The organism is Buttiauxella noackiae ATCC 51607 (genome assembly GCF_001654865.1).
Lineage (GTDB): Bacteria > Pseudomonadota > Gammaproteobacteria > Enterobacterales > Enterobacteriaceae > Buttiauxella > Buttiauxella noackiae.
The window spans coordinates 22,306-47,637 of sequence record NZ_LXEO01000038.1; the positions used below are offsets into that span (position 1 = coordinate 22,306).

Genomic DNA, 25,332 nt, shown 5'->3' on the forward strand with positions numbered 1-25,332 from the left:
CTACGGGTTCAATTGACCTTGCCATTATGGCCTGCTTTATTAGTTAATTTATGGCTCTCTTTAGTAGTCCATCATAGTGCTAAATTGCCCTCACACCAATACGAGGATTACACCATGATCGAAATACGCCAACCTTACTTTGACCTCTCTCCAGCAGTCTTTAAACCTATGCTTCAGGCGCTAAAAGGTCTGGAGTCAAGCTCGCTCGGTTCGACACTGATTGAACTTGTTTTCCTGCGCGTTTCGCAAATTAACGGCTGCGCCTATTGCCTCGAGATGCACTCAAAAGCACTGCGCAAAGATGGCGTAGACCAGACCAAGCTTGATGCATTAGCAGGCTGGAAAGTGAGTAATCACTTCAGTGACAAAGAGCGAGCCGCGCTAGCCTGGGCTGAAGCAATAACCTTAATTACCGAAGGTGGTGCAGAAAATGCGGTCTACCAACCGTTGCTGCAATTTTTCACCGCGCAAGAGATTAGCGATCTGACGTTCACCGCAAGTCTGATGAATGCGTTCAACCGCCTGGCGATCAGTATGCGTATGTAGTTTTTCGCCGGGTAGGCTCTTATACAGATTGCTAGTCCGGAGAAGGCTCCGTTCACTAAACGTTCGGTGTTCCCTGAATTTACCGAAACTGTGAACGTGCCAAGGGTGCTACCGCAGCACCCTTGGCAATCCCGGCTCCCGGCGTTTAAATCGCCGCTTCGCGGTAAACCTCCGTTTTTCCTTTCAGTCCCAGGGTCGGTTGTGACTCGCTCCCGGCGATCACAACCTCTCGCCGTTCCCGACGGCTCGACCCGGCCTTACAGTCAAAACGGAGGCGATTTATGCCGGACTCAAAGGTCAACGTCAAAAGCTAAGGTCAAAAGCCGAACCGGTTTTGACCTTGTTCCCGGTATAAATTGCCCCGGCGTTACCCATAAGTCAGGGTTGAGCTGCCGTCCGCCGTGAAAGAGAGCGATCGTCAGGAACGAATCGCGAACGACCCTGAACATTGGGGATAAGCTGGGGTTTACCGCGCAGCGGCAATTTAATGACCGGGCGCCAGGATTACCAAGGAGAGGACGTTCTCTGCTTGGCACGTTCGCCGTTAACAGCGGTTACAGAGATAAGCAGGCATTCGGGTGAACGGAAAAACATCTCATCTTACATATATCGCCCTAATAAGATTACCTGGGCCATGGTGATCAACTCATCCCCCCCATATCGAAAAATACTATATCTTGTATGGTTGATTATTTTACTGCCCACATCTAGTATTCATATTCTCAACCACAGAGAGAATAAGAATCATGCGCATTACCATATACACTCGAAATGACTGTGTCCAATGCCACGCAACCAAACGCGCAATTGAAAGCCGCGGGTTTGCTTTCGACCTGATTAATCTTGATTCAAACCCGGAAGCCGCCGACGAATTACGCGCGCTGGGTTATCGCCAGTTGCCCGTTGTGGTTACAGAACAAGAAAGCTGGAGCGGATTCCGCCCGGATATGATTAATCGCCTGCACATACGAGCCAGTGCATGAGCAACCTCGTCTACTTCTCCAGCACCTCGGAAAATACCCTGCGTTTTGTCGAACGCCTGGCATTGCCCGCGCTGCGTATTCCACTGGATTTCAAACAGCGGATTGAAGTGACGGAACCCTACATTTTGATTGTGCCAAGCTACGGCGGTGGCGGAATTGCCGGGGCCGTTCCCGCGCAGGTGATTCGTTTTTTAAATAACCCGGTTAACCGGGGGCTGCTACGCGGCGTGATCGCCAGCGGGAATCGTAACTTCGGCGAAGGGTTTTGCCGGGCGGGCGACGTGATAGCCCAGAAATGCCAGGTGCCGTATCTCTATCGTTTTGAGTTACTCGGCACCGGGCAAGACATTGAAAACGTGCGTAAGGGAGTCAAAGAATTTTGGCAACGACAGAAGCTATCAGCGTAATGGCGACGGAAAGCGCGGATTATCACGCACTCAACGCCATGTTGAATCTTTATGATTCCGAAGGCCGTATCCAGTTTGAGAAAGATAAGCTGGCGGTAGAGCAATTCCATCAACAACATGTGCTACCCCGCTCACGCCAGTTTCCCCACCAGCAAGCCCGCCTCGACTACCTGGTGGCCGAAGGTTATTACGACAATGCCGTCCTGCAACGCTATGACAACCGTTTTGTCGTCGCATTGTTTGAAAAGGCTCTCAACAGCGGTTTCCAGTTCAAGACATTTCTCGGCGCATGGAAGTATTACACCAGCTACACGTTGAAATCTTACGACGGTAAAGAGTACCTGGAACATTTCCCGGACCGTGTGTGCATGGTGGCGTTAACGCTGGCGCAGGGTGACGAAAACCTCGCCATGCAATTGATGGATGAGATGCTCAGCGGCCGATTCCAGCCTGCCACCCCCACTTTCCTGAACTGCGGCAAAATGCAGCGCGGTGAACTGGTGTCCTGCTTCTTGCTGCGTATTGAAGACAATATGGAGTCGATTGGCCGCGCGGTAAATTCAGCGCTACAGCTTTCTAAGCGTGGCGGTGGCGTAGCTTTCCTGCTCTCCAATTTGCGTGAAGTTGGCGCACCGATTAAACGCATCGAAAACCAGTCATCTGGCGTAATACCTGTTATGAAAATGCTGGAAGATGCATTTTCTTACGCCAACCAGCTTGGCGCACGCCAGGGTGCTGGCGCGGTTTATCTGCACGCGCACCATCCCGATATTTTGCGTTTCCTCGATACCAAACGCGAAAATGCCGATGAGAAGATCCGTATTAAGTCACTTTCCCTTGGCGTGGTGATCCCGGATATCACGTTCCAGTTGGCGAAAGATAACCAGCCGATGGCGTTGTTCTCGCCTTATGATGTCGAGCGTATATACGGCAAGCCGTTTGGTGATATTGCCGTCAGCGAACTTTACGAAGAAATGCTGGCGGATGCGCGTATTCGCAAAACCTTTATTAATGCGCGTGATTTCTTTCAGACGTTGGCCGAGATCCAGTTTGAGTCCGGTTACCCGTATATCATGTTTGAAGATACGGTAAATCGCGCAAACCCAATTGCCGGGCGTATTAATATGAGCAACCTGTGTTCAGAGATCTTGCAGGTTAACAGCGCCTCGACTTATGACGAAAACCTCGATTACCAGCAAACAGGTAAAGATATTTCCTGCAATCTCGGCTCACTGAATATCGCCCATACCATGGATTCCCCCCATTTTGGCCAGACTATCGAAGTTGCAATTCGCGGTCTGACGGCAGTTTCCGATATGAGCCACATTCGCTCAGTGCCGTCGATTGAAGCAGGAAACGCCGCGTCACACGCCATCGGGCTTGGCCAGATGAATTTACATGGTTATCTGGCCCGCGAAGGCATTGCCTATGGCTCGCCAGAAGGTCTGGATTTTACCAATTTCTATTTTTATACCGTGACCTGGCATGCAATACGCACGTCAAACTTACTGGCACGAGAACGTAAACAGCGCTTCGCAGGTTTCGAGCAATCACGTTATGCGAATGGCGAATATTTCCGCCAATATCTGGAAGAAAGCTGGCAGCCAAAAACCGAGAAAGTGCGCGCGTTATTTGCCAAAGCTGGCGTCGCTATTCCCACCCGTGAACAGTGGCAACAGTTGCGTGACGACGTAATGGAATACGGGCTATATAACCAGAATTTGCAGGCTATCCCGCCGACAGGTTCAATCTCTTATATCAACCATGCAACATCAAGCATCCACCCGATTGTGTCACGTATTGAGATTCGCAAAGAAGGCAAAATCGGGCGTGTTTATTATCCGGCTCCGTTTATGACTAACGACAATCTGGAGTATTACGAGGATGCCTACGATATCGGCCCTGAAAAAATTATCGACACTTATGCGCAAGCCACTCGCCACGTTGATCAAGGTTTATCGCTGACGCTATTTTTCCGCGACACAGCCACTACTCGTGACATTAATAAAGCGCAGATTTATGCCTGGAAAAAAGGCATTAAAACTTTGTACTACATTCGCTTGCGCCAGATGGCACTGGATGGAACGGAGGTGCAGGGCTGTGTGTCCTGTGCTTTATAAGGAGAAAATATGACTCAGTTAACCCGCGTAAGTGCCATCAACTGGAACAATATCGAGGATGAGAAAGATCTCGAAGTGTGGAATCGCCTGACCAGCAACTTCTGGTTGCCCGAGAAAATCCCACTGTCGAACGATATTCCGGCCTGGCAATCGCTTAGCGACGAAGAACAGCAACTGACTATCCGCGTGTTTACCGGATTGACGCTACTGGACACCATTCAGAATACGGTGGGCGCACCGGTATTAATGAATGATGCGATTACGCCGCATGAAGAAGCCGTTTTGTCGAACGTGAGCTTTATGGAAGCGGTGCACGCCCGCTCTTATAGCTCGATTTTCTCAACGCTTTGCCAGAGCAAAGATGTGGATGCGGCCTATGCGTGGAGCGAAGAAAACCCGCCACTACAACGTAAGGCGCAAATTATCCTCGCTCATTACCACGCTAATGATCCGTTGAAGAAGAAAATCGCCAGCGTATTTCTGGAGTCTTTCCTTTTCTATTCCGGCTTTTATTTACCGATGTATTGGTCGAGCCGCGGCAAGTTAACCAATACTGCAGATCTGATTCGCCTGATTATTCGTGATGAAGCCGTTCACGGTTATTACATCGGTTACAAATTCCAGAAAGCCCTGGCCCAGCAATCCCCGGAGAAACAAAGTGAGCTGCAAAACTTTGCCTTCGATTTGCTGATGGATTTGTACGATAACGAAGTGGCTTATACCGAAGCGCTGTACGCCGGCGTTGGCTGGCAAGAAGAGGTGAAAGCCTTCCTTTGCTATAACGCGAATAAAGCGCTGATGAACCTTGGTTACAACGCGCTATTCCCGCCAGAAATGGCAGAGGTGAACCCGGCGATACTGGCCGCACTGTCGCCTAACGCGGATGAAAACCATGACTTTTTCTCGGGTTCTGGCTCATCGTATGTGATGGGGAAAGCGGTGGAAACGCAGGATGAAGATTGGGATTTCTAATCCACTATTAAACCGTAAATTAATCCAAATATTTCACCCATTTTTTTCGGTGATATTTCCCGTAAATCAGACAAAATAGCTGCTTACATTATTGCCTGAATATTACCCTGTTCAGGCAAATTTGAACTTACCTTTACAAAAATATCATCTTTCTCTGATTTGCTCTCAGCCCTTTACTCATGGGAAATTCCGGCCATCCTCACCCCACTGATATTGGATATATCGGAAATCGAGGGTTGTCTCAGATTCTGAGTATGTTAGGGTATATGCAGTGAATATTTCCATCAGGAATTGTGTATAAATATATAAACACAGGAATAACTTTATTGCATGGCAATTAAACTAGAAGTAAAGAATTTATATAAGGTATTTGGTGAGCACCCACAGCGCGCATTTAAATATATTGAAAAGGGTATTTCGAAAGCTGAATTACTGGAAAAAACAGGGCTGTCGCTTGGCGTGAAAGACGCCAGTCTGGCAATTGAAGAAGGCGAGATTTTTGTCATCATGGGGCTATCCGGTTCGGGTAAATCTACCATGGTTCGCCTTCTCAATCGCCTGATTGAACCAACCCGTGGGCAGGTACTGATTGATGGTGTTGACATCGCCAAAATATCAGACGCACAACTGCGTGAAGTGCGTAAAAATAAGATCTCAATGGTATTCCAGTCATTTGCTCTGATGCCCCATATGACGGTGTTAAATAACACTGCCTTCGGTATGGAGTTAGCAGGAATTCCATTAAAAGAACGTCAGGAGAAAGCACTTGATGCATTGCGTCAGGTTGGGCTTGAAAATTATTCTCACGCTTATCCTGATGAGCTTTCTGGTGGTATGCGTCAACGTGTTGGTTTAGCCCGCGCATTGGCAATTAATCCCGATATATTATTGATGGATGAAGCCTTCTCCGCACTCGATCCATTAATTCGTACTGAAATGCAGGACGAATTAATTAAATTGCAGGCTAAACACCAGCGCACCATTGTATTTATTTCCCACGATTTAGATGAAGCAATGCGTATTGGCGATCGAATTGCCATTATGCAAGGTGGTGAAGTAATACAGGTAGGCACACCGGACGAAATTCTCAATAATCCGGCGAATGATTATGTACGCACCTTCTTCCGCGGTGTGGACATTAGTCAGGTATTTAGCGCCAAAGATATTGCTCGCCGAAGCCCTGCTGGCCTACTGCGTAAAACCGCCGGTTTTGGCCCAAGATCCGCACTTAAGCTGCTGCAAGATGAAGACCGTGAATTTGGTTATGTCATCGAACGCGGGCAAAAATTCCTCGGTATTGTCTCGACAGACTCCCTGAAAGCAGCTCTGGCTGCAGGCGAGGGTCTGGACACCGCTTACCTCGAATCTCCAGCGGCAGTTTCCGCTGAGACGTCACTGAGCGATCTGCTCACCCATGTAGGCCAGGCACCGTGCGCGGTTCCGGTCATAGGTGAAGAGAGTCAGTACGTGGGCATCATCTCAAAAGGGGTGCTGCTTCAGGCGTTAGATCGTGAGGGGGTAAGTCAATGAGTGCATCAAATCCATGGGATACCGGCAGTGCGGCTGCCGACGCCACAACCAATCAGGCCGCAACAACTGCTGATGCCTGGGGAAGCCAGGCGGCATCCACACCAGCGTCAAGTGGCAGTGCAGACTGGCTGAATTCAGCACCTGCGCCACAGGTTGAACATTTTAATATTCTTGATCCTTTCCATAAGACACTGATCCCACTTGATAGCTGGGTAACTCACGGTATCGACTGGGTGGTGACGCACTTTCGCCCGGTGTTCCAGGGGATTCGCGTGCCGGTGGATTATATCCTCAGTGGCTTCCAGCATTTCTTGTTGGGAATGCCAGCGCCGGTTGCGATCATTTTGTTCGCACTGATTGCCTGGCAGATGTCGAGCTTCGGTATGGGCGTTGCAACGCTGATTTCACTGGTGGCGATTGGCGCGATTGGTGCCTGGTCACAAGCTATGGTGACTCTGGCACTGGTTCTGACCGCCCTGCTGTTCTGCATGATAATCGGTTTACCGCTCGGCATTTGGCTCGCCCGCAGTGAACGTGCCGCGAAGATAATTCGCCCGCTGCTCGATGCGATGCAAACCACTCCGGCGTTTGTTTACCTGGTGCCAATCGTGATGTTGTTTGGTATCGGTAACGTACCGGGGGTAGTCGTGACGATTATCTTTGCCCTGCCGCCGATTGTGCGTCTGACGATTCTGGGGATTAAGCAGGTACCGGAAGATCTGATTGAAGCATCACGGTCGTTTGGCGCAAGCCCACGTCAGATGCTGTTCAAAGTTCAACTGCCGCTGGCAATGCCGACCATTATGGCGGGCGTTAACCAGACACTGATGCTGGCGCTTTCGATGGTGGTTATCGCCTCGATGATTGCCGTTGGTGGTCTGGGCCAGATGGTTCTGCGTGGTATTGGTCGCCTCGATATGGGTCTTGCGACCGTCGGCGGCGTCGGCATTGTGATTCTTGCTATTATTCTTGACCGTTTAACTCAGTCCATTGGCCGCGATTCGCGCAGCCGTGGCAACCGCCGCTGGTTCAATACCGGCCCAATTGGTCTTTTGACCCGTCCCTTCATCAAATAAACATGATGGCGGCATTCGTGCCGCCTCACGCCCCATCACCAATAAGGAAGCATGATGCGACACACAACTATTCTCGCCGCAACTCTTGCCACACTGGTCACCACCAGCGCTTTCGCCGCTGATCTACCGGGTAAAGGCATTACCGTTCAGCCCGCGCAAAGCACCATTTCAGAAGAATCATTTCAGACATTATTAGTTGGCCGAGCCCTTGAAAAGCTGGGTTATACCGTCAGCAAGCCAAGTGAAGTGGATTACAACGTAGCGTATACCTCAATGGCCGCAGGTGACATTACGTTTATCGCCACCAACTGGAAGCCATTGCACGACGATATGTATGAAGCTGCTGGCGGTGATAAGAAATTTTACCGTGAAGGGACCTTCGTTCAGGGTGCCGCTCAGGGCTATTTGATCGATAAGAAAACTGCCGAGCAGTACAAAATTACCAATATTGAACAGTTTAAAGATCCGAAAATAGCCAGGCTGTTTGATACCAATGGCGACGGCAAAGCTGACCTGACCGGTTGTACGCCGGGCTGGGGTTGCGAAGCGGTTATCAACCACCAGATTGGTGCGTTTGGCCTGAGCAATACCGTGGAACATAACCAGGGTAACTACTCGGCGATGATTGCCGACACCATTACGCGTCACAAAGAAGGCAAACCGATTCTGTACTACACCTGGACCCCATATTGGGTAAGTGATGTTATGGTACCAGGCAAAGATGTGGTGTGGTTGCAGGTTCCATTCTCTTCCATGCCAGGTGCGCAGAAAGATGTAGATACCAAACTACCGAACGGTGCGAACTATGGTTTCCCGGTGAACACCATGCATATAGTGGCAAACAAAGCCTGGGCCGAGAAAAATCCACAAGCGGCGAAACTGTTTAGCCTGATGAAACTGCCACTGGCGGATATCAATGCCGAGAATGCAATGATGCATAACGGCAAATCGTCAGAAGCAGATATTCAGGGCCATGCTGATGGCTGGATTAAAGCCCACCAGGTCGAGTTTGATGGCTGGGTGAAAGAGGCTTTAGCAGCTAAGTAGTTGATTCTGGATGACCCCCACCCTGCTTCCCCCTTACTTGGGGGAAGAGCTAACTGCCCCCACCTCTGACACTGTCTCTTATACAGATCTCACGCTGGCAATTTTCTAGGGTGAGATCTGTAAGTTACGCTATTTTCCGTTCACCCAAGCGTTCGGCTTTCCATGTAATCACTGCTAACGGTGAACGTAACCTTCACGATACTGGCAGAGTAAATGCCACCAATCTCTGCACCCAAAGATGTGACTAAGAAACAGCCCCTAACAAGGGGATGGCAGGGGTGGGATCATTACAAACAAATCGCACAATCCGACTCCTGCTTACGTTAATTTTCGTTATTATTCCCGCACCATCATCGCAAGTTGAAGAATAAGAATGAAAAATACCGCCCCTGGACTTAGCCCCGCGCTTATCGTCCTGATGTCAATTGCCACGGGTTTGGCCGTTGCCAGTAACTACTACGCGCAACCGCTACTCGACACCATCGCGAATGCATTTTCCCTTTCGATTAACCAGGCCGGATTTATTGTCACCGCCGCACAGCTGGGTTATGCGGCCGGTTTGTTGTTGCTGGTGCCACTAGGCGATATGTTCGAGCGCCGTGGTCTGATTGTCTTTATGACGCTGCTTGCCGCAGGCGGCATGGTGATTGTCGCCTTAAGCCAGACTCTGTGGATGATGATTCTTGGCACCGCACTCACCGGCTTGTTCTCGGTCGTGGCACAGATTCTGGTGCCACTTGCGGCAACGCTTGCTGAGCCTGCAAAGCGCGGCAAAGTCGTGGGCACGATTATGAGTGGTCTGCTGCTCGGTATTTTGCTGGCGCGAACCGTTGCCGGGTTACTGGCAAGTCTCGGTGGCTGGCGCACCGTTTACTGGGTTGCCAGCGTGCTCATGGTGTTGATGGCTTTAGCTCTGTGGCGCGGCTTGCCAAAGGTGAAATCTGAAACGCATCTGAATTATCCGCAGTTACTTTCATCCGTATTTGGCTTGTTTATCAAAAACCCGCTATTGCGTACTCGCGCATTACTGGGCTGTATGACGTTTGCCAACTTCAGTATCCTCTGGACATCGATGGCATTTCTGCTGGCATCGCCACCTTTTAACTTCTCCGATGGGATGATTGGCCTGTTTGGCCTCGCGGGTGCCGCGGGTGCTCTTGGCGCACGTCCGGCAGGTGGATTTGCAGATAAAGGGAAAGCGCACCTCACCACTACAATTGGGCTGGCGCTGTTGCTACTGTCATGGATAGCGACCGCAATGGGGCAATATTCGGTCATCGCGCTAATCATTGGCATCCTGGTACTGGATTTAACGGTTCAGGGTGTGCACATCACTAACCAAACCGTTATCTATCGCATGATGCCAGATGCAAGAAATCGCCTGACCGCCGGTTACATGACCAGCTACTTTATTGGTGGGGCCGCAGGTTCCGTCATTTCTGCCAGTGCTTATCAACATGCTGGATGGAATGGTGTTTGTGCAGCAGGTGCCATCATTGCCCTACTAAATTTAGTAGTGTGGTGGCGTGGCTATCACCGTCAGCCGTGATGGCACTAATCCTTTACATTCCCCTTGAATAATTTGGGGTATTAAGGGTCGTACCAGTCTGTTAAGGTTATCCCTGTTTGTTCATTCGAGTGACATTAACGTCAGAAATAGATAAATAGTTAATATGGATAGTCCTGCAGAAGTTCCATTAAATAATAATCAAAACGATGCTACCTGGGCTGAAGGGCTGAAAGACAGTTTACCGATTGTCATCAGTTATATCCCGGTAGCATTTGCGTTTGGGTTGAATGCCACAAAGCTAGGATTTACCCCATTCGAAAGTCTATTTTTCTCATGCATTATTTATGCAGGCGCTAGCCAGTTTGTTATTACCGCATTACTGGCCGCGGGTAGCTCGCTCTGGGTTGCAGCATTAACAGTAATGGCAATGGATGTGCGCCACGTCTTATATGGCCCCTCCCTGCGCCAACGAATCACTCGCCAGTTAAGTAAACCTAAAACCGCAATTTGGGCCTTTGGCCTGACCGATGAAGTGTTTGCTGCCGCAACTGCGAAGCTTGTCCGCGATAATCGTCGCTGGAGCGAAAACTGGATGATCGGTATCGCTTTCTGCTCCTGGTTTTCATGGGTGCTGGGTACGGCGCTGGGTTCCTGGTCCGGAAATGGCTTGCTGGATAACCTCCCGGCAGTAGAGGCTGCGCTGGGTTTTATGCTGCCAGCCCTATTCCTGAGCTTCTTGCTGGCGTCATTCCAGCGTAAGCAATCCTGGACCGTTACTGCATCGCTTGCTGGCGCGCTATTGGGTGTCACGCTTGTATCGATTCCAGCAGCCATCCTCGCAGGTATTGTCTGTGGATGTCTGGCAGCACTGATTCAGGCGTTTTATCAAGGAGAGCCAGGATGAGTACACAAGTACTTTTTCTGGGTCTGCTGGTCGGGCTTGCAAACTATCTGTTTCGCTATTTGCCGCTGCGTATCAGGGCAAATTCGTCGCGCCCAGCCAAACGCGGTGCGACAGGCGTGCTGCTAGATAGTATTGGCATTGCATCAATTTGCGCCCTGCTGGTGGTCTCAAGTGTGCCTGAGATCATGCATGATGCGCAGCGTCTGGTCCCAACGCTTATGGGCTTTATCATTCTTGGACTGAGCTTTTATAAAACTCGCAGCATTATTATCCCGACGTTATTAAGTGCTCTGGGTTATGGATTAACCTGGAAACTCATGATGGTGATATTCGTCTGACGATTAAAAAACGTATCAACAATACATTTACTTTATTTGTCACCATCGTTATTATATCGACCGAAACTAATGAGGTTATGCCAAAATGGATAGTTCGTTTACGCCCATTGAACAAATGCTAAAATTTCGCGCCAAACGCTACGACGAATTCCCTTATCAGGAAGTTCTGCTGACGCGCCTGTGCATGCACATGCAGGGCAAGCTTTTGGAAAACCGCAATAAAATGCTGAAGGCTCAGGGGATTAACGAGACGCTATTTATGGCGTTAATTACTCTTGAATCTCAGGAAAGCCATAGCATTCAGCCTTCTGAACTAAGCTGTGCTTTAGGTTCTTCTCGTACCAACGCGACCCGAATTGCCGATGAACTGGAAAAACGTGGCTGGATTGAACGTCGTGAAAGCGATAACGATCGCCGCTGCCTGCATCTGCATTTGACCGAAAAAGGTCAGGAATTCTTGCGTCAGGTGTTACCACCTCAGCACCACTGCTTACATGAACTGTGGTCTGCACTGAGTGGTTCGGAAAAAGAGCAACTGGAACAAATTACCCGCAAATTGCTCACCCGCCTTGATGAAATGGATGAAAACCAGACTGTACTTGAAGCTGTGCGCTAAGTGCCGTCATCGCGTGAAATCGTAGTAACCCAAAAAAGATGAATACTGACAGGCCAGCAACTCACCTTGCTGGCCTGTTGGGTCTAACAGGTCGGCTCAGCCGATCACTATAATAAAAAAGTGTGGAGATAAGCATGAGCGCACATGCGGAGACTCAAACCCCGCAACAGCCGGGTAACAAGAAAGGCAAACGTAAAGGTGCCTTACTTGTGTTGACCCTGTTGTTTGTAATTATTGCTGTGGCATATGGGATTTATTGGTTTTTGGTGTTACGTCACTACGAAAATACGGATGATGCGTATGTGGCCGGTAATCAGGTACAGATAATGTCCCAGGTTTCCGGAAGCGTAACCAAAGTTTGGGCTGACAATACCGACTTCGTTAAACAGGGCGATGTTCTGGTGACGTTAGACCAGGCTGACGCAGAGCAAGCTTTTGAGCAGGCACAAACCGTGCTGGCTTCAAGCGTGCGCCAGACACGTCAATTAATGATTAACAGTAAGCAGTTGCAGGCCAATATTGAGCTGCAAAAGACTTCGCTTGCTCAAGCTCAAAGCGACCTGAATCGTCGCGTACCTTTGGGTAACGCAAACCTGATTGGCCGAGAAGAATTGCAACACGCCCGAGATGCCGTCGCGACGGCTCAAGCGCAGCTGGATGTTGCCATTCAACAATACAACGCCAACCAGGCCATGATCCTTGGAAGCAAACTCGAAGAGCAACCAAGTGTTAAACAAGCGGCTGCCGAGTTGCGTAACGCATGGATGGCACTGCAACGTACCAAAATTATCAGCCCAATGACCGGCTATGTTTCACGCCGCGTGGTTCAGGTTGGTGCGCAAATTAGCCCAACAACACCTCTGATGGCTATCGTGCCTGCCAGTGGTTTGTGGGTAGATGCAAACTTTAAAGAGACGCAGCTTGCGCATATACGTATTGGCCAACCTGCAACGGTTGTCAGTGATATTTACGGCGATAAAGTTGAATACACCGGCAAGGTCGTAGGCCTCGACATGGGCACCGGCAGCGCGTTTTCACTGCTACCGGCACAAAATGCTACCGGCAACTGGATCAAAGTCGTTCAGCGCCTGCCTGTACGTATTGAGCTGGATGCGAAACAACTTCAAGAACACCCGCTACGTATCGGCCTGTCTACTTTAGTTACCGTGGATACCAGCAATCGTGAAGGCAGTATTCTGGCTAACGAGACGCGTAACTCTCCGGTATATGAAAGTAACGCGCGCGAACTCAACCTGGCACCAGCTAATGAGTTGATTAATCACATCATCCAGGCCAATGCGGGTTAACAAAGCGGAGCTTGTATGAAACAGCAAATGCCGCAAAAACCGCTAGAAGGCGCTCCGCTGGTCATAATGACCATCGCTTTGTCGCTTGCGACCTTTATGCAGGTGCTGGACTCCACCATCGCCAACGTGGCTATTCCGACCATTGCCGGCAACCTTGGCTCGTCACTGAGCCAGGGGACCTGGGTTATCACTTCATTTGGGGTGGCGAACGCGATTTCCATTCCTATTACCGGGTGGCTTGCTAAGCGTCTCGGTGAAGTGAAGTTGTTCCTGTGGTCAACGATTCTGTTCGTGCTGGCGTCGTGGGCGTGCGGGGTGTCCAACAGCCTGGAGATGCTGATCTTCTTCCGCGTGATCCAGGGGATTGTTGCCGGGCCGCTTATTCCGCTGTCGCAAAGTTTGCTGCTCAATAACTATCCGCCAGCCAAGCGAAGTATCGCGCTGGCGCTGTGGTCGATGACGGTTATCGTGGCACCGATCTGCGGGCCAATTCTCGGTGGTTTTATCAGTGATAACTACCACTGGGGCTGGATCTTCTTTATCAACGTGCCTATCGGCGCGCTGGTGGTCCTGCTGACGCTGCAAACATTGCGTGGGCGTGAAACCAGAACCGAGCATCGTCGGATTGACGCCATCGGCCTTGCGCTGTTGGTGGTGGGGATTGGTAGCCTACAAATCATGCTCGACCGCGGTAAAGAGCTGGATTGGTTTAACTCAACCGAAGTGGTCGTTCTGACAATCGTCGCGGTGGTGGCGATAAGCTTCTTGATTGTCTGGGAGCTGACGGACGATAACCCGATCGTTGACCTGTCGTTGTTTAAGTCGCGAAACTTTACCATTGGCTGTTTGTGTATCAGCCTCGCCTATATGCTCTACTTCGGCGCGATTGTTTTGCTGCCGCAGCTGTTGCAGGAGGTATATGGCTACACGGCAACCTGGGCGGGTTTAGCGTCGGCACCGGTCGGGCTGCTGCCGGTATTGCTGTCGCCGATTATCGGGCGTTTCGCTCATAAGCTCGATATGCGCAAGCTGGTGACGTTCAGCTTTATTATGTATGCCGTCTGTTTCTACTGGCGCGCCTATACCTTCGAACCGGGGATGGATTTTGGCGCCTCGGCCTGGCCGCAGTTTATTCAGGGTTTCGCCGTGGCCTGCTTCTTTATGCCACTGACGACGATTACGCTTTCCGGCTTGCCGCCTGAGCGTATGGCCGCCGCATCGAGTTTGTCGAACTTTACCCGAACGCTTGCCGGTTCAATTGGTACATCGATAACCACGACGCTGTGGACTAACCGCGAGGCAATGCACCATGCGCAGTTAACGGAGTCTGTTTCGCCATTTAACCCGAATGCACAGCAGATGTATTCACAGCTGGAAAGTCTGGGTATGACGACGCAACAAGCCTCTGGCTACATTGCGCAGCAGATTACCAATCAGGGACTGATTATGTCAGCCAACGAGATTTTCTGGGTTTCGGCGGGGATATTTATTCTGTTGCTGGGTCTGATATGGTTCGCCAGACCACCATTTGGTGCCGGTGGCGGAGGCGGTGGAGCACACTAAGTTACTAAGAATGTCAGAAATACAAAAGGGGCCGATTGGCCCCTTTTTGCTATTGGCGTGTGCGCCCAATCAGAACTAGATATGCAGCTCTTTAAGTGTCTCTTTCGGCAGAGCCAACTCTTCATTGCTGTTTACGCTCACACCATGCTCAAGGATATGACGTGCGATATCCTGTGCTTCTTGCAGCGAGTGCATGTGGTAAGTGCCACATTGGTACACGTTCAGCTCAGGGATCTGGTTTTGCTCTTTCACCTTCAGCACATCTTCCATTGCCGCTTTCCATGCATCAGCAACACGAGTCTCTTCCGGCACACCAATCAGGCTCATATAGAAGCCTGTACGGCAGCCCATTGGTGAAATATCAATAATCTCAACGCCATTCCCATTCAGGTGGTCACGCATAAAACCAGCAAACAGGTGTTCAAGAGTATGAATCCCTTTTTCTGGCATCACTTCCTTGTTCGGGATGCAAAAACGCAGATCAAATACAGTGATAGTATCGCCATGAGGCGTATGCATCGTTTTCGCTACACGCACTGCTGGTGCGCCCATGCGGGTATGGTCAACTGTGAAGCTATCCAACAACGGCATCTGATCACCTCCGATAAGTGATTTTTTTTAAAAATAAAATGAACCATTCTTTCTCACACTACTCTGAGTATATGAAAGACGCGCATTTGTTATCATCATCCCTGATTCAGAGATGTATATTTTGGCCACATTGATTGTGGCCTTTTTCTTTTGTACTAAGCGTGTTTCGCAAGCCACACGTCAAACGGCTCGGTATCACTCGCTTCGATATCACGCTGGCGTTGCCATGAAGCATCATGCTCTTTCTGCAACACGTCTTCAGTCAAAATCTCCAGCGGCTCTTGTACCAAAATCTGGCGATACTGCTCAGCCAGGGCAAGACCTGTGCCGCCAATACCATTATCAATCATAGACCGCAGAATACGTGCTGAGTACGTTAATTCCGGATCGTCGAAGCATGCAACCAGTTGGTCACACACATCCTGATATTCACTATTCCCGGCGATGCCATCGAGCGTTTCGGCAACACGACGTAAATCTGTGAACAAATCTTTGCCCACTTTAGCCAGCGGATGCTGTGCAGTTTCACAACCGATCCCCAGTGTCAGGCCCGGTTTGCGTCCTTCCAGAATCACACGATTCCAGTTTGTGCGGGTGCAAAGCAATTCGTCACTGCTCATTTCCGGCGCGTCAGCCAACACACACCAAATCATGAACAAATCGAGGAAACGAACCTGCTGCTCATCAACACCAATTGGTGAGAATGGATTGATATCAAGCGAACGCACTTCAATATATTCAATCCCACCGCGCATCAATGCATCAGAAGGCGACTCACCAGGCCCTGTAACGCGTTTAGGACGAATAGGTGCATAGAGTTCATTCTCAATTTGCAGCACATTGGTGTTGATTTGAAGGCGCTTGCCATCTTTCTCAACGCCCATCTTCACGTACTCTTCCGATGGCGTTTTAATCGCGCGCTTCAACCCGGCGACATAAGTCTCCAGATCGTTGAACGTAATACCAAGGTTACTCTGGGATTTATTGGTATAGCCCAGGTCGCTCAGTCGCAATGAAGTCGCATACGGCAGGTAATTCATGCCACATTCGGTTTTTTCAAATGGCAGTGCGCTTTCTTTCCCTTGCAGGAAGGAAGAACAAATCGCCGGCGATGCCCCGAACAAATATGGAATAACCCAACCAAAACGGTAATAGTTGCGAATCAGGCGGAAGTATCCGGCGGAAATCGCTTCTTTGCCGCTTTCAGCATCTTCGACACCCAGACGCGCCTGCCAGAACTCAAGCGGCAGCGAAAAGTTGTAGTGCACGCCCGAAATAGTCTGCATCAACGCACCGTAGCGGTTCTTCAAACCCTCACGATATAACGTTTTTAAACGCCCGTTGTTGGAAGAGCCATACTGCGCCAACTCAATATTCTGACCATCGTTGATATAACACGGCATGCTCAGCGGCCACATACGCTCATCACCCAACTCACGGGCTGTGTGGCGATGTAGGTCGCGCATGAATGTCAGCATATGGTCGATATCACCATCAACTGGAGTAATAAACTCCAGTAGCGCTTCCGCAAAATCAGTCGTGATCCATTTGTGTGTCAACGCTGAACCAAGGCTTTCCGGATGACCCGTTGTTGCCAACTGACCATCTGGCGTGACTCGCAGCGTTTCACGCTCAAGACCACGACAAATACCTTTAACTGCCTGAGGATGCTGTTCCAGCCAGGCCAGCGCCTGTGATACGTTCGGGATCAAATTGACCTCCCGCCTGTCGAATTCATTTTTATTAAGCATAATTGTTTTAAATGGCGATGATAATTATACCCTTTAGATTTCAAGTTGCAGGAAGGCGGCAAGAGAGCAAATCCCCAGGGGTTTGCGAGTGCAGCCAACAAACATGCAGCTTGAAAGATAACGGGTATTTCAGGTCACCCAATTAGTGCCACCACACAATGCCCTGTACCGTTGCAGCCGCTACAACGATATAGCGAAGCGCTTTACCAAGGCATAAAAAAAAGATTACCGGTCCCCAGCTCATTCGTAATAAGCCAGCTAACAGGCACAGCAGATCGCCGACTAAAGGCATCCAACTGAGTAATAATGTTGCCGGGCCGAAACGTACCAGCCAGCCAGTTGCTTTCCCATGCCAGCGCGATTGTTCCCGCAATGGAAAAAAACGCCCCAGAATAACGTTAGTTAAGCCGCCAAGGCTATTACCCATTGTTGCTATTAAGATGAGTAACCAGGTCGGCCCGGAGCCTGCAACCAATAGCGCAACCAGCACCACTTCGGAACTACCTGGCAATAACGTAGCGCTTAGAAAGCTACTGGTAAATAATGAAAAAAGTGAGAGTGCTTCACTCACAGCAAACGGACGTCCACGCCATCCATTCCAGCCGCTCTTGCGGCTTCCAGGCCAAAATCTGCATCTTCAAACACCACACATTTATTTGGTGCGACACCCATTAATTCGGCGCACAGCAAAAAAGTATCGGGGGCGGGTTTGTGATTTTTGACATGGTCTGCGGCGACAACGGCAGAAAAATACTGCCGTAAGCCCAAATGGTTGAGCAGCGCTTCGGCGATATCGCTTTCACTGCCCGTCCCTACAGCCATTGGGCGACGCCCATGCCAGGATTTGACAACATCAATGAGGGGAAGTGGGCGCACCGTATCAAGAAGCATAGCTCTCACGGCCTGCGTCTTTTCTTGCGCCAGGCGATAAGGGTCAAGATCTGCACGATTGAGTTCGATAATTGCCTGTGCAATACGCCAGGTCGGTGAACCATTCAACGCAACCATTGCTTGTTCGTCGAACTGCATACCATAGCCTGCCAGCGTTTCACGCCACGCTTTGCGATGTGTAGGTTCGGTATCGAGGATGGTTCCGTCCATATCGAAAATTAGACCTTCGTAACGTTCGTACATCTCATCCCTCACATCACTCAATATTGAGGCGTTACTTTATCGTAAACCAATAATATTGTCGCTTATTTGTAATTGAGATAGTTCAGAAGGTAACTAATGGGTAAATATGGGGTTACTGGGGATTTTATTTTTAAAATTCAGGAGGTAAAACTTGAAGGGGAAAATATGGTGCACCCAGGAAGATTACTCGCCGTGGGCTCGCCCTAAAGGGCCGTTGCTAAAGCAACGTTATCTTCCTCGGTGCTTGCTGAGAAATCGAATTTCTCTGAAGCGTTATCATTACTGATAGTTGAGGAAAATATGGTGCACCCAGGAAGATTCGAACTTCCGACCGCTCGGTTCGTAGCCGAGTACTCTATCCAGCTGAGCTATGGGTGCATCGGGTTACTGCTTTTGACTTCTGACTCAATATTACTGAACTTACCGTAATATCGAAGAAGAATGGTGCACCCAGGAAGATTCGAACTTCCGACCGCTCGGTTCGTAGCCGAGTACTCTATCCAGCTGAGCTATGGGTGCATCGGGTTACTGCTTTTACTGCTGACTAAATATTACTGAACTTGCCGTAATATTGAAGAAGAATGGTGCACCCAGGAAGATTCGAACTTCCGACCGCTCGGTTCGTAGCCGAGTACTCTATCCAGCTGAGCTATGGGTGCACAGGATTACTTCTTTTACTGCTGACTTAATGCTGTTTGTTGTTCTAAACAACATCAAACTAGATGGTGCATCCGGAGAGTTACTCGCGGTGCTTGCCCTAACGGGCCGTTACTAAAGCAACGTTTTTCTCCCTGTTGCTCGCAAAGAAATTAACTTTCTTTGGAACACTACCGGCGCAAAGTGGTAGTAGGAAGAATGGTGCACCCAGGAAGATTCGAACTTCCGACCGCTCGGTTCGTAGCCGAGTACTCTATCCAGCTGAGCTATGGGTGCAAAATGGCGGTGAGGCGGGGATTCGAACCCCGGATGCAGCTTTTGACCGCATACTCCCTTAGCAGGGGAGCGCCTTCAGCCTCTCGGCCACCTCACCACACGCCTCTTTCGAGGTGTACCGCTGAACTTGTTTCTGCTCATCGGCACTGCGTGGCGCACATATTACTTTCCTGCACTTATAAGTCAAACAATTTTTCCCAACTAATAATCAATTGCACACTTCACACACAATCAGGCCGAATTGACAGCAAAAAGAGTGTTTTATCAACAGACAGGATAAGGGTAATAGCTAAAAGAAAGCGTTCGGGATGAATAAGAAATTATGGTGATAACGAGAAATGAAGGAAGTATTGCGAGATAAAGCGAAGAAAATAGTACGCTAAAGGAAGCGTCTCGCTAGTGATTAGCGAGACGCAGTAACTTTAGTAACTCGTTTGTTGCGATTTTTCAGCCTGGATACGTTGGTAGATCTCTTCACGGTGAACAGAAACTTCCTTAGGGGCATTAACACCAATACGAACCTGGTTACCTTTTACCCCAAGCACTGTCACGGTTACCTCATCCCCAATCATGAGGGTCTCACCAACTCGACGAGTTAGAATCAGCATTCTTTGCTCCTTGAAAGATTAAAAGAGTCGGGTCTCTCTGTATCCCGGCATTCTCCATCATATACGCCAAAAAGTAAGTGGTGACAAACACATAAACTGTCAATGACCACGAGATTACCTTCTGTTATGACTAAGTCTAGCCGATATACGCAACTTTAACCTGACTTTATCATTATTGAGTGTGTGCAGATTAAGAAGACGCCATAACCTGAATGAGTTATGGCGTCTGTCTGCACTTTATTTTTTTACTTAGAGCTTAGCCGCAACCCAGGCTTCAACACCGGCCAGAGCACCAGGCAATGCTGCCGTGTCTGTACCACCTGCCTGAGCCATATCTGGACGACCGCCCCCTTTGCCTCCGACTTGCTGAGCGATAACTCCAATCAGCTCCCCCGCTTTCACACGGTCGGTCACATCTTTAGAGACACCCACAATCAGAGAAACTTTACCTTCTGATACTGTCGCCAGAACGATGATTGCCGAACCCAGCTGATTTTTCAGATCATCAACCATAGTACGCAACATCTTCGGTTCAACGTTGGCGAGCTCACTCACGAGGAGTTTCACGCCTTTTACATCGACAGCTTTGCTGGAAAGGTTTGCACTCTCCTGCACAGCCTGCTGTTCTTTCAACTGCTGCAACTCTTTCTCAAGCTGACGGGTACGCTCCAGTACCGAACGCACTTTCTCGTTCAGGTTCTGGCTGTCACCTTTAAGCAGTTGAGCAATATCCTGTAGTTGTTCGCTTTGCGCATGCAGGTTTGCCAGCGCACCTTCACCTGTGACAGCTTCGATACGACGTACGCCCGCAGCAGTACCGGATTCCGCAACAATACGGAACAGGCCAATATCACCAGTGCGATTTGCGTGAATACCACCACACAATTCAGTTGAGAAATCACCCATGCTCAGCACGCGCACATGGTCATCATATTTCTCACCAAACAGCGCCATTGCACCTTTAGCCTTAGCAGCTTCCAGATCCATGACGTTGGTTTCTATTGGCAGGTTGCGACGAATCTGCGCATTGACGATATCTTCTACCGCACGCACTTCTGCAGGTTTCATGCCCTCAAAATGAGAGAAGTCAAAACGCAGACCTTTATCGTTAACCAAAGAACCTTTCTGCGCGACATGCGTACCAAGTACCTGACGCAGTGCAGCGTGCAGCAAGTGAGTCGCAGAGTGGTTCAGACGAATACGCGAACGGCGCTCTTCATCAACTTCAGCTTTTACGCTATCGCCAACTTTCACAACACCAGATACGAGCTTGCCCAGATGACCGATCGCCTGACCATATTTCTGCGTATCGTTAACAGCAAAGTCTATGCCGTTACCCTTAATCGCGCCTTTATCACCGACCTGGCCGCCAGACTCGGCATAGAATGGAGTCTCATTGAGCACCACAACAGCGTCTTGCCCGGCAGTAATTTGTTCAACAGGTTTACCATCAACAAATAGCGCGGTGACTTTAGCAGTTAAATCAGTGTGATCGTAACCTTTAAACGCTGTGGCTGAATCAACGCGGATCATACTATTGTAGTCAGCACCAAAACCGCTGGACTCACGCGCACGACGGCGTTGTTCTTCCATCGCAGCTTCAAAACCTGCTTCATCAACTTTCAGGTTACGCTCACGGCAAACATCCGCCGTCAGATCAACCGGGAAACCGTAGGTGTCATACAGACGGAAAGCCGTTTCGCCATCCAGAGTATCACCCTTCAGATTAGCCAGTTCTTCATCCAGCAATGCCAGGCCACGCTCAAGCGTGCGAGCAAACTGCTCTTCTTCGGTTTTCAGAACTTGTTCAACCAGCGCTTGCTGACGATGCAGTTCTTCACCCGCAGCACCCATGACTTCAACTAATGGGCCAACCAGCTTGTAGAAGAAGGTTTCTTTCGCGCCCAGCATGTTGCCATGGCGGATTGCACGACGAATGATACGGCGCAGCACGTAGCCACGGCCTTCGTTCGACGGAGTCACGCCATCAGAAACAAGGAATGCGCAAGAGCGAATATGGTCAGCGATAACACGCAGCGATTTGCTAGTCAGATCGGTTGCACCTGTCACTTTAGCAACAGACTGGATCAGCTTACTGAACAGATCGATTTCATAGTTAGAATTAACGTGTTGCAGGACTGCTGCAATACGTTCCAGCCCCATACCAGTATCAACAGACGGCTTAGGCAGTGGCAGCATAGTGCCATCCTGCTGACGGTTGAACTGCATGAACACGATGTTCCAGATTTCGATATAGCGGTCACCATCTTCTTCAGCGCTGCCCGGAGGGCCGCCCCAAATATGGTCACCGTGGTCAAAGAAGATTTCGGTACATGGGCCGCATGGGCCGGTATCACCCATTTGCCAGAAGTTGTCAGATGCATATGCAGCACCTTTATTATCGCCAATACGAATAATACGCTCGCGCGGCACGCCAACTTCTTTTTCCCAGATTTCAAACGCTTCGTCGTCAGTCTCGTAAACCGTGACCCACAGACGATCTTTTGGCAGATTAAACCACTGTTCGCCTGTCAATAATTCCCATGCGAAGTTAATGGCATCATGTTTGAAGTAATCACCGAAGCTGAAGTTACCCAGCATTTCAAAGAAAGTATGGTGACGGGCAGTGTAACCGACGTTTTCCAGATCATTGTGCTTACCACCAGCGCGGACACAACGCTGAGACGTTGTGGCACGGGAATAATTACGTTTGTCGAGACCAAGGAATACATCCTTGAACTGATTCATCCCGGCATTGGTAAACAGCAAAGTAGGATCGTTATTCGGAACCAGGGAGCTACTCGCTACAACCTGGTGACCTTTACTATGGAAAAAATCGAGAAACGCCTGACGGATCTCAGCGGTGCTCTTGCTCATAATTATCCTGAAATCAAGCTAACGAGGAGTTGTAAACCGGACATAGCCCATTATTATGCTTGGCCGTGACCTGTTTACCTGGAAAAAGTGGGAATAAGATAAGTTTTCTTATCAGGGAAGTAAAATCTCTCTTGCGGCTATTCGGCAAAATTTCGCTATTTATGCCGAATAGAGGCTCTGGATATCTTCCATATAGAAGCCGCGATACTGAAGATAACGCTGCACTTTAGCTCGCTCTTTCCATTCTGTCGGAAGCTGCTCGCCAAATTTTCGCTCGGCAATGTCTCGAGCCATCTCTTGCCAGTCTATTTCACAATTTTCCATTGCGGCGTCGCTCAGATCACGCGCGATACCTTTGCCCTGCAATTCCTGGCGGATACGTTGTGGGCCATAACCTTTGCGGCTGCGGCTTGCGATAAAACGTGAAGCAAAGTGAGCATCGTCCAACCAGCGGTGTTCATAACACCAGGCGATGACTTTTTCGATATCTTCAGGCGTGAATGGATCTTCTTCAGCTCGTGGTTTTCCGGGAAACGTGGGCTGTGCTGCAAGTTTACGGCGAAGTTCTTGTTCACTGTGATCGCGCATCGCCAGGATGCGAGTGGCTTTGTCTAGTAAGCGAGAATAAGGGCTGCGGCGGGAAGTCGATTCGGCAGGCATAGCGGATAACCTGTTTAAAAGAAAATGTAGTAAGACAGAAACAAATAAGGGCTGCCGTAGCAGCCCTTATGGGATTTAGAAGTCTTCTTTGGATTCAGCAACATCGTTGTCATGGTCATCAGCAACAAAGTCTGGTGTACCATCTGGATTATTCAGCAGCATATCACGCAGTTTCTTCTCGATTTCAGCAGCCATTGGCTTGTTTTCTTTCAGGAAGTTACTGGAGTTTGATTTGCCCTGGCCAATCTTCTCACCGTTGTAGCTATACCAGGCACCTGCTTTTTCAATCAGCTTGTGCTTCACGCCTAAATCAACCAGTTCGCCGTAGAAGTTGATACCTTCACCGTACATGATCTGGAATTCAGCTTGTTTAAATGGTGCGGCAATTTTGTTTTTCACCACTTTAACGCGAGTCTCACTACCCACCACGTTATCGCCATCTTTCACCGCACCAATGCGACGAATATCCAGACGCACAGAAGCGTAGAACTTCAGTGCGTTACCACCAGTTGTGGTTTCTGGGTTACCGAACATCACACCAATTTTCATACGAATCTGGTTGATGAAGATAAGGAGCGTATTGGACTGCTTCAGGTTACCCGCTAATTTACGCATTGCCTGGCTCATCATACGTGCCGCAAGGCCCATATGAGAGTCACCGATTTCGCCTTCAATTTCAGCTTTCGGCGTCAGCGCGGCAACGGAGTCAACAACCAGTACGTCTACTGCACCGGAACGTGCCAGCGCATCGCAGATTTCCAATGCTTGTTCGCCAGTATCTGGCTGTGAACAAAGCAGGTTGTCGATATCTACGCCCAGTTTCTTAGCGTAAATCGGGTCCAGAGCGTGCTCGGCATCGATAAACGCACACGTTTTACCTTCACGTTGAGCGGCGGCGATAACCTGCAAAGTCAGCGTCGTTTTACCAGAAGATTCTGGCCCGTAAATTTCAACGATACGGCCCATTGGTAAGCCACCGGCCCCAAGCGCAATATCAAGTGAAAGTGAACCGGTAGAGATCGTTTCCACATCCATGGTACGGTCTTCACCCAGACGCATGATGGAGCCTTTACCAAATTGTTTTTCAATTTGGCCAAGTGCTGCCGCTAACGCCTTCTGTTTGTTTTCGTCGATAGCCATTTTTACTCCTGTCATGCAGGGTGATACACGAATGCGCCACGCTGCTTACTATGCTGTTTTGTTGTGCCAATTATACTGTATGGTCATACAGTATCAAGCTTATTTTTGAGAAATTCTTCCCACAGGGTTTGCAGCGCGTATTCAGTAGCCTGGCGTCGAACGGCATCACGGTCACCCGCAAAAAGCTGGCAGTGGGCAATGGTGCCATCAACTTTTGAAGCGAAGCCAAACCACACCGTTCCGACAGGTTTTTCTTCACTACCGCCATTTGGCCCGGCAATACCACTGACAGCAACCGCGTAATCCGCAGCGGCCGCATAAAGCGCACCTTGTGCCATTTCACGCACTACGGCTTCACTAACTGCACCATGAGTTTCCAGCGTTCCGCTATCAACACCAATCATTTGGTGTTTAGCCTCATTACTGTAGGTAACAAAACCGCGTTCAAACCAGGCCGAACTGCCTGAAACATCAGTAATCACTTTAGCAATCCAGCCACCGGTGCAGGACTCTGCCGTGGTAACGGTCGCACCGAGTTGCCCGAGTGCTTCGCCAACCTGGTGGCTTAATTGACGCAATGTTTTATCTGTCATGGTGGCTCCGATTGTAGACATAACGCAGGGCTACACGATAGCACTTAACCACTCTTGCAGAGGATTACATTAGAGAACTCGAGGCACTTCCAGAAAAAAGAACGGCCAGCGAATGCTGGCCGATTA

At 49.6% G+C, this 25,332-nt stretch carries 23 protein-coding genes and 5 tRNA genes; 14 read left to right on the forward strand and 14 right to left on the reverse strand.

The genetic code is table 11. The features are described from left to right. Positions 1-114: 114 nt before the first annotated feature. The 14 genes from M979_RS12830 to emrB all read left to right on the forward strand — a co-directional run bounded on the left by M979_RS12830 (position 115) and on the right by emrB (position 14,919). The gene (locus M979_RS12830; RefSeq protein ID WP_064555163.1) at positions 115-546 is read left to right on the forward strand and encodes a carboxymuconolactone decarboxylase family protein; all 432 of its coding nucleotides are present in this window, start codon (positions 115-117) and stop codon (positions 544-546) included. A 746-nt stretch (positions 547-1,292) separates the two neighbouring features. After that, the gene (gene nrdH, locus M979_RS12835) at positions 1,293-1,529 is read left to right on the forward strand and encodes a glutaredoxin-like protein NrdH (RefSeq protein WP_034457417.1); all 237 of its coding nucleotides are present in this window, start codon (positions 1,293-1,295) and stop codon (positions 1,527-1,529) included. Next, complete coding sequence (gene nrdI, locus M979_RS12840) at positions 1,526-1,936, forward strand: class Ib ribonucleoside-diphosphate reductase assembly flavoprotein NrdI (RefSeq protein ID WP_034457419.1); 411 nt, start codon at positions 1,526-1,528, stop codon at positions 1,934-1,936. The genes nrdH and nrdI overlap by 4 nt, the downstream gene beginning before the upstream one ends. Next, on the forward strand, positions 1,909-4,056 hold the full coding sequence (gene nrdE / locus M979_RS12845; RefSeq protein WP_064555164.1) for a class 1b ribonucleoside-diphosphate reductase subunit alpha: 2,148 nt from the start codon (positions 1,909-1,911) through the stop codon (positions 4,054-4,056). The genes nrdI and nrdE overlap by 28 nt, the downstream gene beginning before the upstream one ends. A gap of 9 nt (positions 4,057-4,065) precedes the next feature. Continuing rightward, entirely contained in the window at positions 4,066-5,028 is a 963-nt protein-coding gene (nrdF, locus tag M979_RS12850; RefSeq protein WP_064555165.1) for a class 1b ribonucleoside-diphosphate reductase subunit beta, read from the forward strand. Between the two features lie 330 nt (positions 5,029-5,358). After that, positions 5,359-6,558, forward strand: coding sequence for a glycine betaine/L-proline ABC transporter ATP-binding protein ProV (proV, locus tag M979_RS12855; protein ID WP_034457424.1), 1,200 nt, complete (start codon positions 5,359-5,361; stop codon positions 6,556-6,558). After that, positions 6,555-7,634 carry a glycine betaine/L-proline ABC transporter permease ProW gene (proW, locus tag M979_RS12860; RefSeq protein ID WP_064555166.1) on the forward strand — a complete coding sequence of 360 codons (1,080 nt, stop codon included), beginning with the start codon at positions 6,555-6,557 and terminating at the stop codon, positions 7,632-7,634. The genes proV and proW overlap by 4 nt, the downstream gene beginning before the upstream one ends. A gap of 54 nt (positions 7,635-7,688) precedes the next feature. Next, complete coding sequence (gene proX / locus M979_RS12865) at positions 7,689-8,681, forward strand: glycine betaine/L-proline ABC transporter substrate-binding protein ProX (protein WP_064555167.1); 993 nt, start codon at positions 7,689-7,691, stop codon at positions 8,679-8,681. A gap of 373 nt (positions 8,682-9,054) precedes the next feature. Further along, on the forward strand, positions 9,055-10,230 hold the full coding sequence (locus tag M979_RS12870; RefSeq protein ID WP_064555168.1) for an MFS transporter: 1,176 nt from the start codon (positions 9,055-9,057) through the stop codon (positions 10,228-10,230). A gap of 124 nt (positions 10,231-10,354) precedes the next feature. Continuing rightward, positions 10,355-11,095: an AzlC family ABC transporter permease gene (locus tag M979_RS12875; RefSeq protein WP_064555169.1), complete on the forward strand. Its 741-nt coding sequence runs from the start codon at positions 10,355-10,357 to the stop codon at positions 11,093-11,095. After that, entirely contained in the window at positions 11,092-11,433 is a 342-nt protein-coding gene (ygaH, locus tag M979_RS12880; RefSeq protein WP_064555170.1) for an L-valine transporter subunit YgaH, read from the forward strand. The genes M979_RS12875 and ygaH overlap by 4 nt, the downstream gene beginning before the upstream one ends. Before the next feature lie 85 nt (positions 11,434-11,518). Beyond that, entirely contained in the window at positions 11,519-12,049 is a 531-nt protein-coding gene (mprA, locus tag M979_RS12885; protein WP_034457432.1) for a transcriptional repressor MprA, read from the forward strand. A 134-nt stretch (positions 12,050-12,183) separates the two neighbouring features. Next, positions 12,184-13,356 carry a multidrug efflux MFS transporter periplasmic adaptor subunit EmrA gene (emrA, locus tag M979_RS12890; RefSeq protein WP_034457433.1) on the forward strand — a complete coding sequence of 391 codons (1,173 nt, stop codon included), beginning with the start codon at positions 12,184-12,186 and terminating at the stop codon, positions 13,354-13,356. A 27-nt stretch (positions 13,357-13,383) separates the two neighbouring features. Beyond that, positions 13,384-14,919: a multidrug efflux MFS transporter permease subunit EmrB gene (gene emrB, locus M979_RS12895; protein ID WP_064555201.1), complete on the forward strand. Its 1,536-nt coding sequence runs from the start codon at positions 13,384-13,386 to the stop codon at positions 14,917-14,919. A 75-nt stretch (positions 14,920-14,994) separates the two neighbouring features. Here emrB and luxS read toward each other — a convergent pair whose 3' ends face one another. The 14 genes from luxS to pncC form a co-directional block, all read right to left on the reverse strand. After that, complete coding sequence (gene luxS / locus M979_RS12900) at positions 14,995-15,510, reverse strand: S-ribosylhomocysteine lyase (protein WP_034457434.1); 516 nt, start codon at positions 15,508-15,510, stop codon at positions 14,995-14,997. Positions 15,511-15,665: 155 nt separating this feature from the next. Then, positions 15,666-17,222, reverse strand: a complete 1,557-nt coding sequence (gene gshA, locus M979_RS12905) for a glutamate--cysteine ligase (protein WP_034459919.1) — start codon at positions 17,220-17,222, stop codon at positions 15,666-15,668. 181 nt (positions 17,223-17,403) lie between these two features. Beyond that, positions 17,404-17,832 carry a YqaA family protein gene (locus tag M979_RS12910; protein WP_034457435.1) on the reverse strand — a complete coding sequence of 143 codons (429 nt, stop codon included), beginning with the start codon at positions 17,830-17,832 and terminating at the stop codon, positions 17,404-17,406. After that, the gene (gene yqaB, locus M979_RS12915) at positions 17,829-18,395 is read right to left on the reverse strand and encodes a fructose-1-phosphate/6-phosphogluconate phosphatase (protein ID WP_064555171.1); all 567 of its coding nucleotides are present in this window, start codon (positions 18,393-18,395) and stop codon (positions 17,829-17,831) included. Before yqaB ends, M979_RS12910 begins: the two co-directional genes overlap by 4 nt. Before the next feature lie 301 nt (positions 18,396-18,696). Beyond that, positions 18,697-18,773 (reverse strand) — tRNA-Arg (locus M979_RS12920). 64 nt (positions 18,774-18,837) lie between these two features. After that, a tRNA-Arg gene (locus tag M979_RS12925) sits at positions 18,838-18,914 on the reverse strand. A 63-nt stretch (positions 18,915-18,977) separates the two neighbouring features. Further along, a tRNA-Arg gene (locus tag M979_RS12930) sits at positions 18,978-19,054 on the reverse strand. Between the two features lie 197 nt (positions 19,055-19,251). Continuing rightward, positions 19,252-19,328: transfer RNA gene (locus M979_RS12935), tRNA-Arg, on the reverse strand. 4 nt (positions 19,329-19,332) lie between these two features. Continuing rightward, positions 19,333-19,425: transfer RNA gene (locus M979_RS12940), tRNA-Ser, on the reverse strand. 325 nt (positions 19,426-19,750) lie between these two features. Then, the gene (gene csrA, locus M979_RS12945) at positions 19,751-19,936 is read right to left on the reverse strand and encodes a carbon storage regulator CsrA (RefSeq protein ID WP_013574027.1); all 186 of its coding nucleotides are present in this window, start codon (positions 19,934-19,936) and stop codon (positions 19,751-19,753) included. Between the two features lie 249 nt (positions 19,937-20,185). Continuing rightward, positions 20,186-22,813, reverse strand: a complete 2,628-nt coding sequence (gene alaS / locus M979_RS12950) for an alanine--tRNA ligase (RefSeq protein ID WP_064555172.1) — start codon at positions 22,811-22,813, stop codon at positions 20,186-20,188. A 159-nt stretch (positions 22,814-22,972) separates the two neighbouring features. After that, the gene (locus M979_RS12955) at positions 22,973-23,473 is read right to left on the reverse strand and encodes a regulatory protein RecX (protein ID WP_064555173.1); all 501 of its coding nucleotides are present in this window, start codon (positions 23,471-23,473) and stop codon (positions 22,973-22,975) included. 75 nt (positions 23,474-23,548) lie between these two features. Continuing rightward, positions 23,549-24,613, reverse strand: coding sequence for a recombinase RecA (gene recA, locus M979_RS12960; RefSeq protein WP_034457439.1), 1,065 nt, complete (start codon positions 24,611-24,613; stop codon positions 23,549-23,551). 83 nt (positions 24,614-24,696) lie between these two features. Further along, positions 24,697-25,206 carry a nicotinamide-nucleotide amidase gene (gene pncC / locus M979_RS12965; RefSeq protein ID WP_034457440.1) on the reverse strand — a complete coding sequence of 170 codons (510 nt, stop codon included), beginning with the start codon at positions 25,204-25,206 and terminating at the stop codon, positions 24,697-24,699. Positions 25,207-25,332 lie beyond the last annotated feature (126 nt).

Coding starts and splice junctions, on each gene's coding strand:
- M979_RS12830 (WP_064555163.1), top strand. CDS start 115: ATGATCGAAATACGCCAACCTTACTTTGACCTCTCTCCAGCAGTCTTT.
- nrdH (WP_034457417.1), top strand. CDS start 1,293: ATGCGCATTACCATATACACTCGAAATGACTGTGTCCAATGCCACGCA.
- nrdI (WP_034457419.1), top strand. CDS start 1,526: ATGAGCAACCTCGTCTACTTCTCCAGCACCTCGGAAAATACCCTGCGT.
- nrdF (WP_064555165.1), top strand. CDS start 4,066: ATGACTCAGTTAACCCGCGTAAGTGCCATCAACTGGAACAATATCGAG.
- proV (WP_034457424.1), top strand. CDS start 5,359: ATGGCAATTAAACTAGAAGTAAAGAATTTATATAAGGTATTTGGTGAG.
- proW (WP_064555166.1), top strand. CDS start 6,555: ATGAGTGCATCAAATCCATGGGATACCGGCAGTGCGGCTGCCGACGCC.
- proX (WP_064555167.1), top strand. CDS start 7,689: ATGCGACACACAACTATTCTCGCCGCAACTCTTGCCACACTGGTCACC.
- M979_RS12870 (WP_064555168.1), top strand. CDS start 9,055: ATGAAAAATACCGCCCCTGGACTTAGCCCCGCGCTTATCGTCCTGATG.
- M979_RS12875 (WP_064555169.1), top strand. CDS start 10,355: ATGGATAGTCCTGCAGAAGTTCCATTAAATAATAATCAAAACGATGCT.
- ygaH (WP_064555170.1), top strand. CDS start 11,092: ATGAGTACACAAGTACTTTTTCTGGGTCTGCTGGTCGGGCTTGCAAAC.
- mprA (WP_034457432.1), top strand. CDS start 11,519: ATGGATAGTTCGTTTACGCCCATTGAACAAATGCTAAAATTTCGCGCC.
- emrA (WP_034457433.1), top strand. CDS start 12,184: ATGAGCGCACATGCGGAGACTCAAACCCCGCAACAGCCGGGTAACAAG.
- emrB (WP_064555201.1), top strand. CDS start 13,384: ATGCCGCAAAAACCGCTAGAAGGCGCTCCGCTGGTCATAATGACCATC.
- luxS (WP_034457434.1), bottom strand. CDS start 15,510: ATGCCGTTGTTGGATAGCTTCACAGTTGACCATACCCGCATGGGCGCA.
- yqaB (WP_064555171.1), bottom strand. CDS start 18,395: ATGTACGAACGTTACGAAGGTCTAATTTTCGATATGGACGGAACCATC.
- csrA (WP_013574027.1), bottom strand. CDS start 19,936: ATGCTGATTCTAACTCGTCGAGTTGGTGAGACCCTCATGATTGGGGAT.
- alaS (WP_064555172.1), bottom strand. CDS start 22,813: ATGAGCAAGAGCACCGCTGAGATCCGTCAGGCGTTTCTCGATTTTTTC.
- M979_RS12955 (WP_064555173.1), bottom strand. CDS start 23,473: ATGCCTGCCGAATCGACTTCCCGCCGCAGCCCTTATTCTCGCTTACTA.
- recA (WP_034457439.1), bottom strand. CDS start 24,613: ATGGCTATCGACGAAAACAAACAGAAGGCGTTAGCGGCAGCACTTGGC.
- pncC (WP_034457440.1), bottom strand. CDS start 25,206: ATGACAGATAAAACATTGCGTCAATTAAGCCACCAGGTTGGCGAAGCA.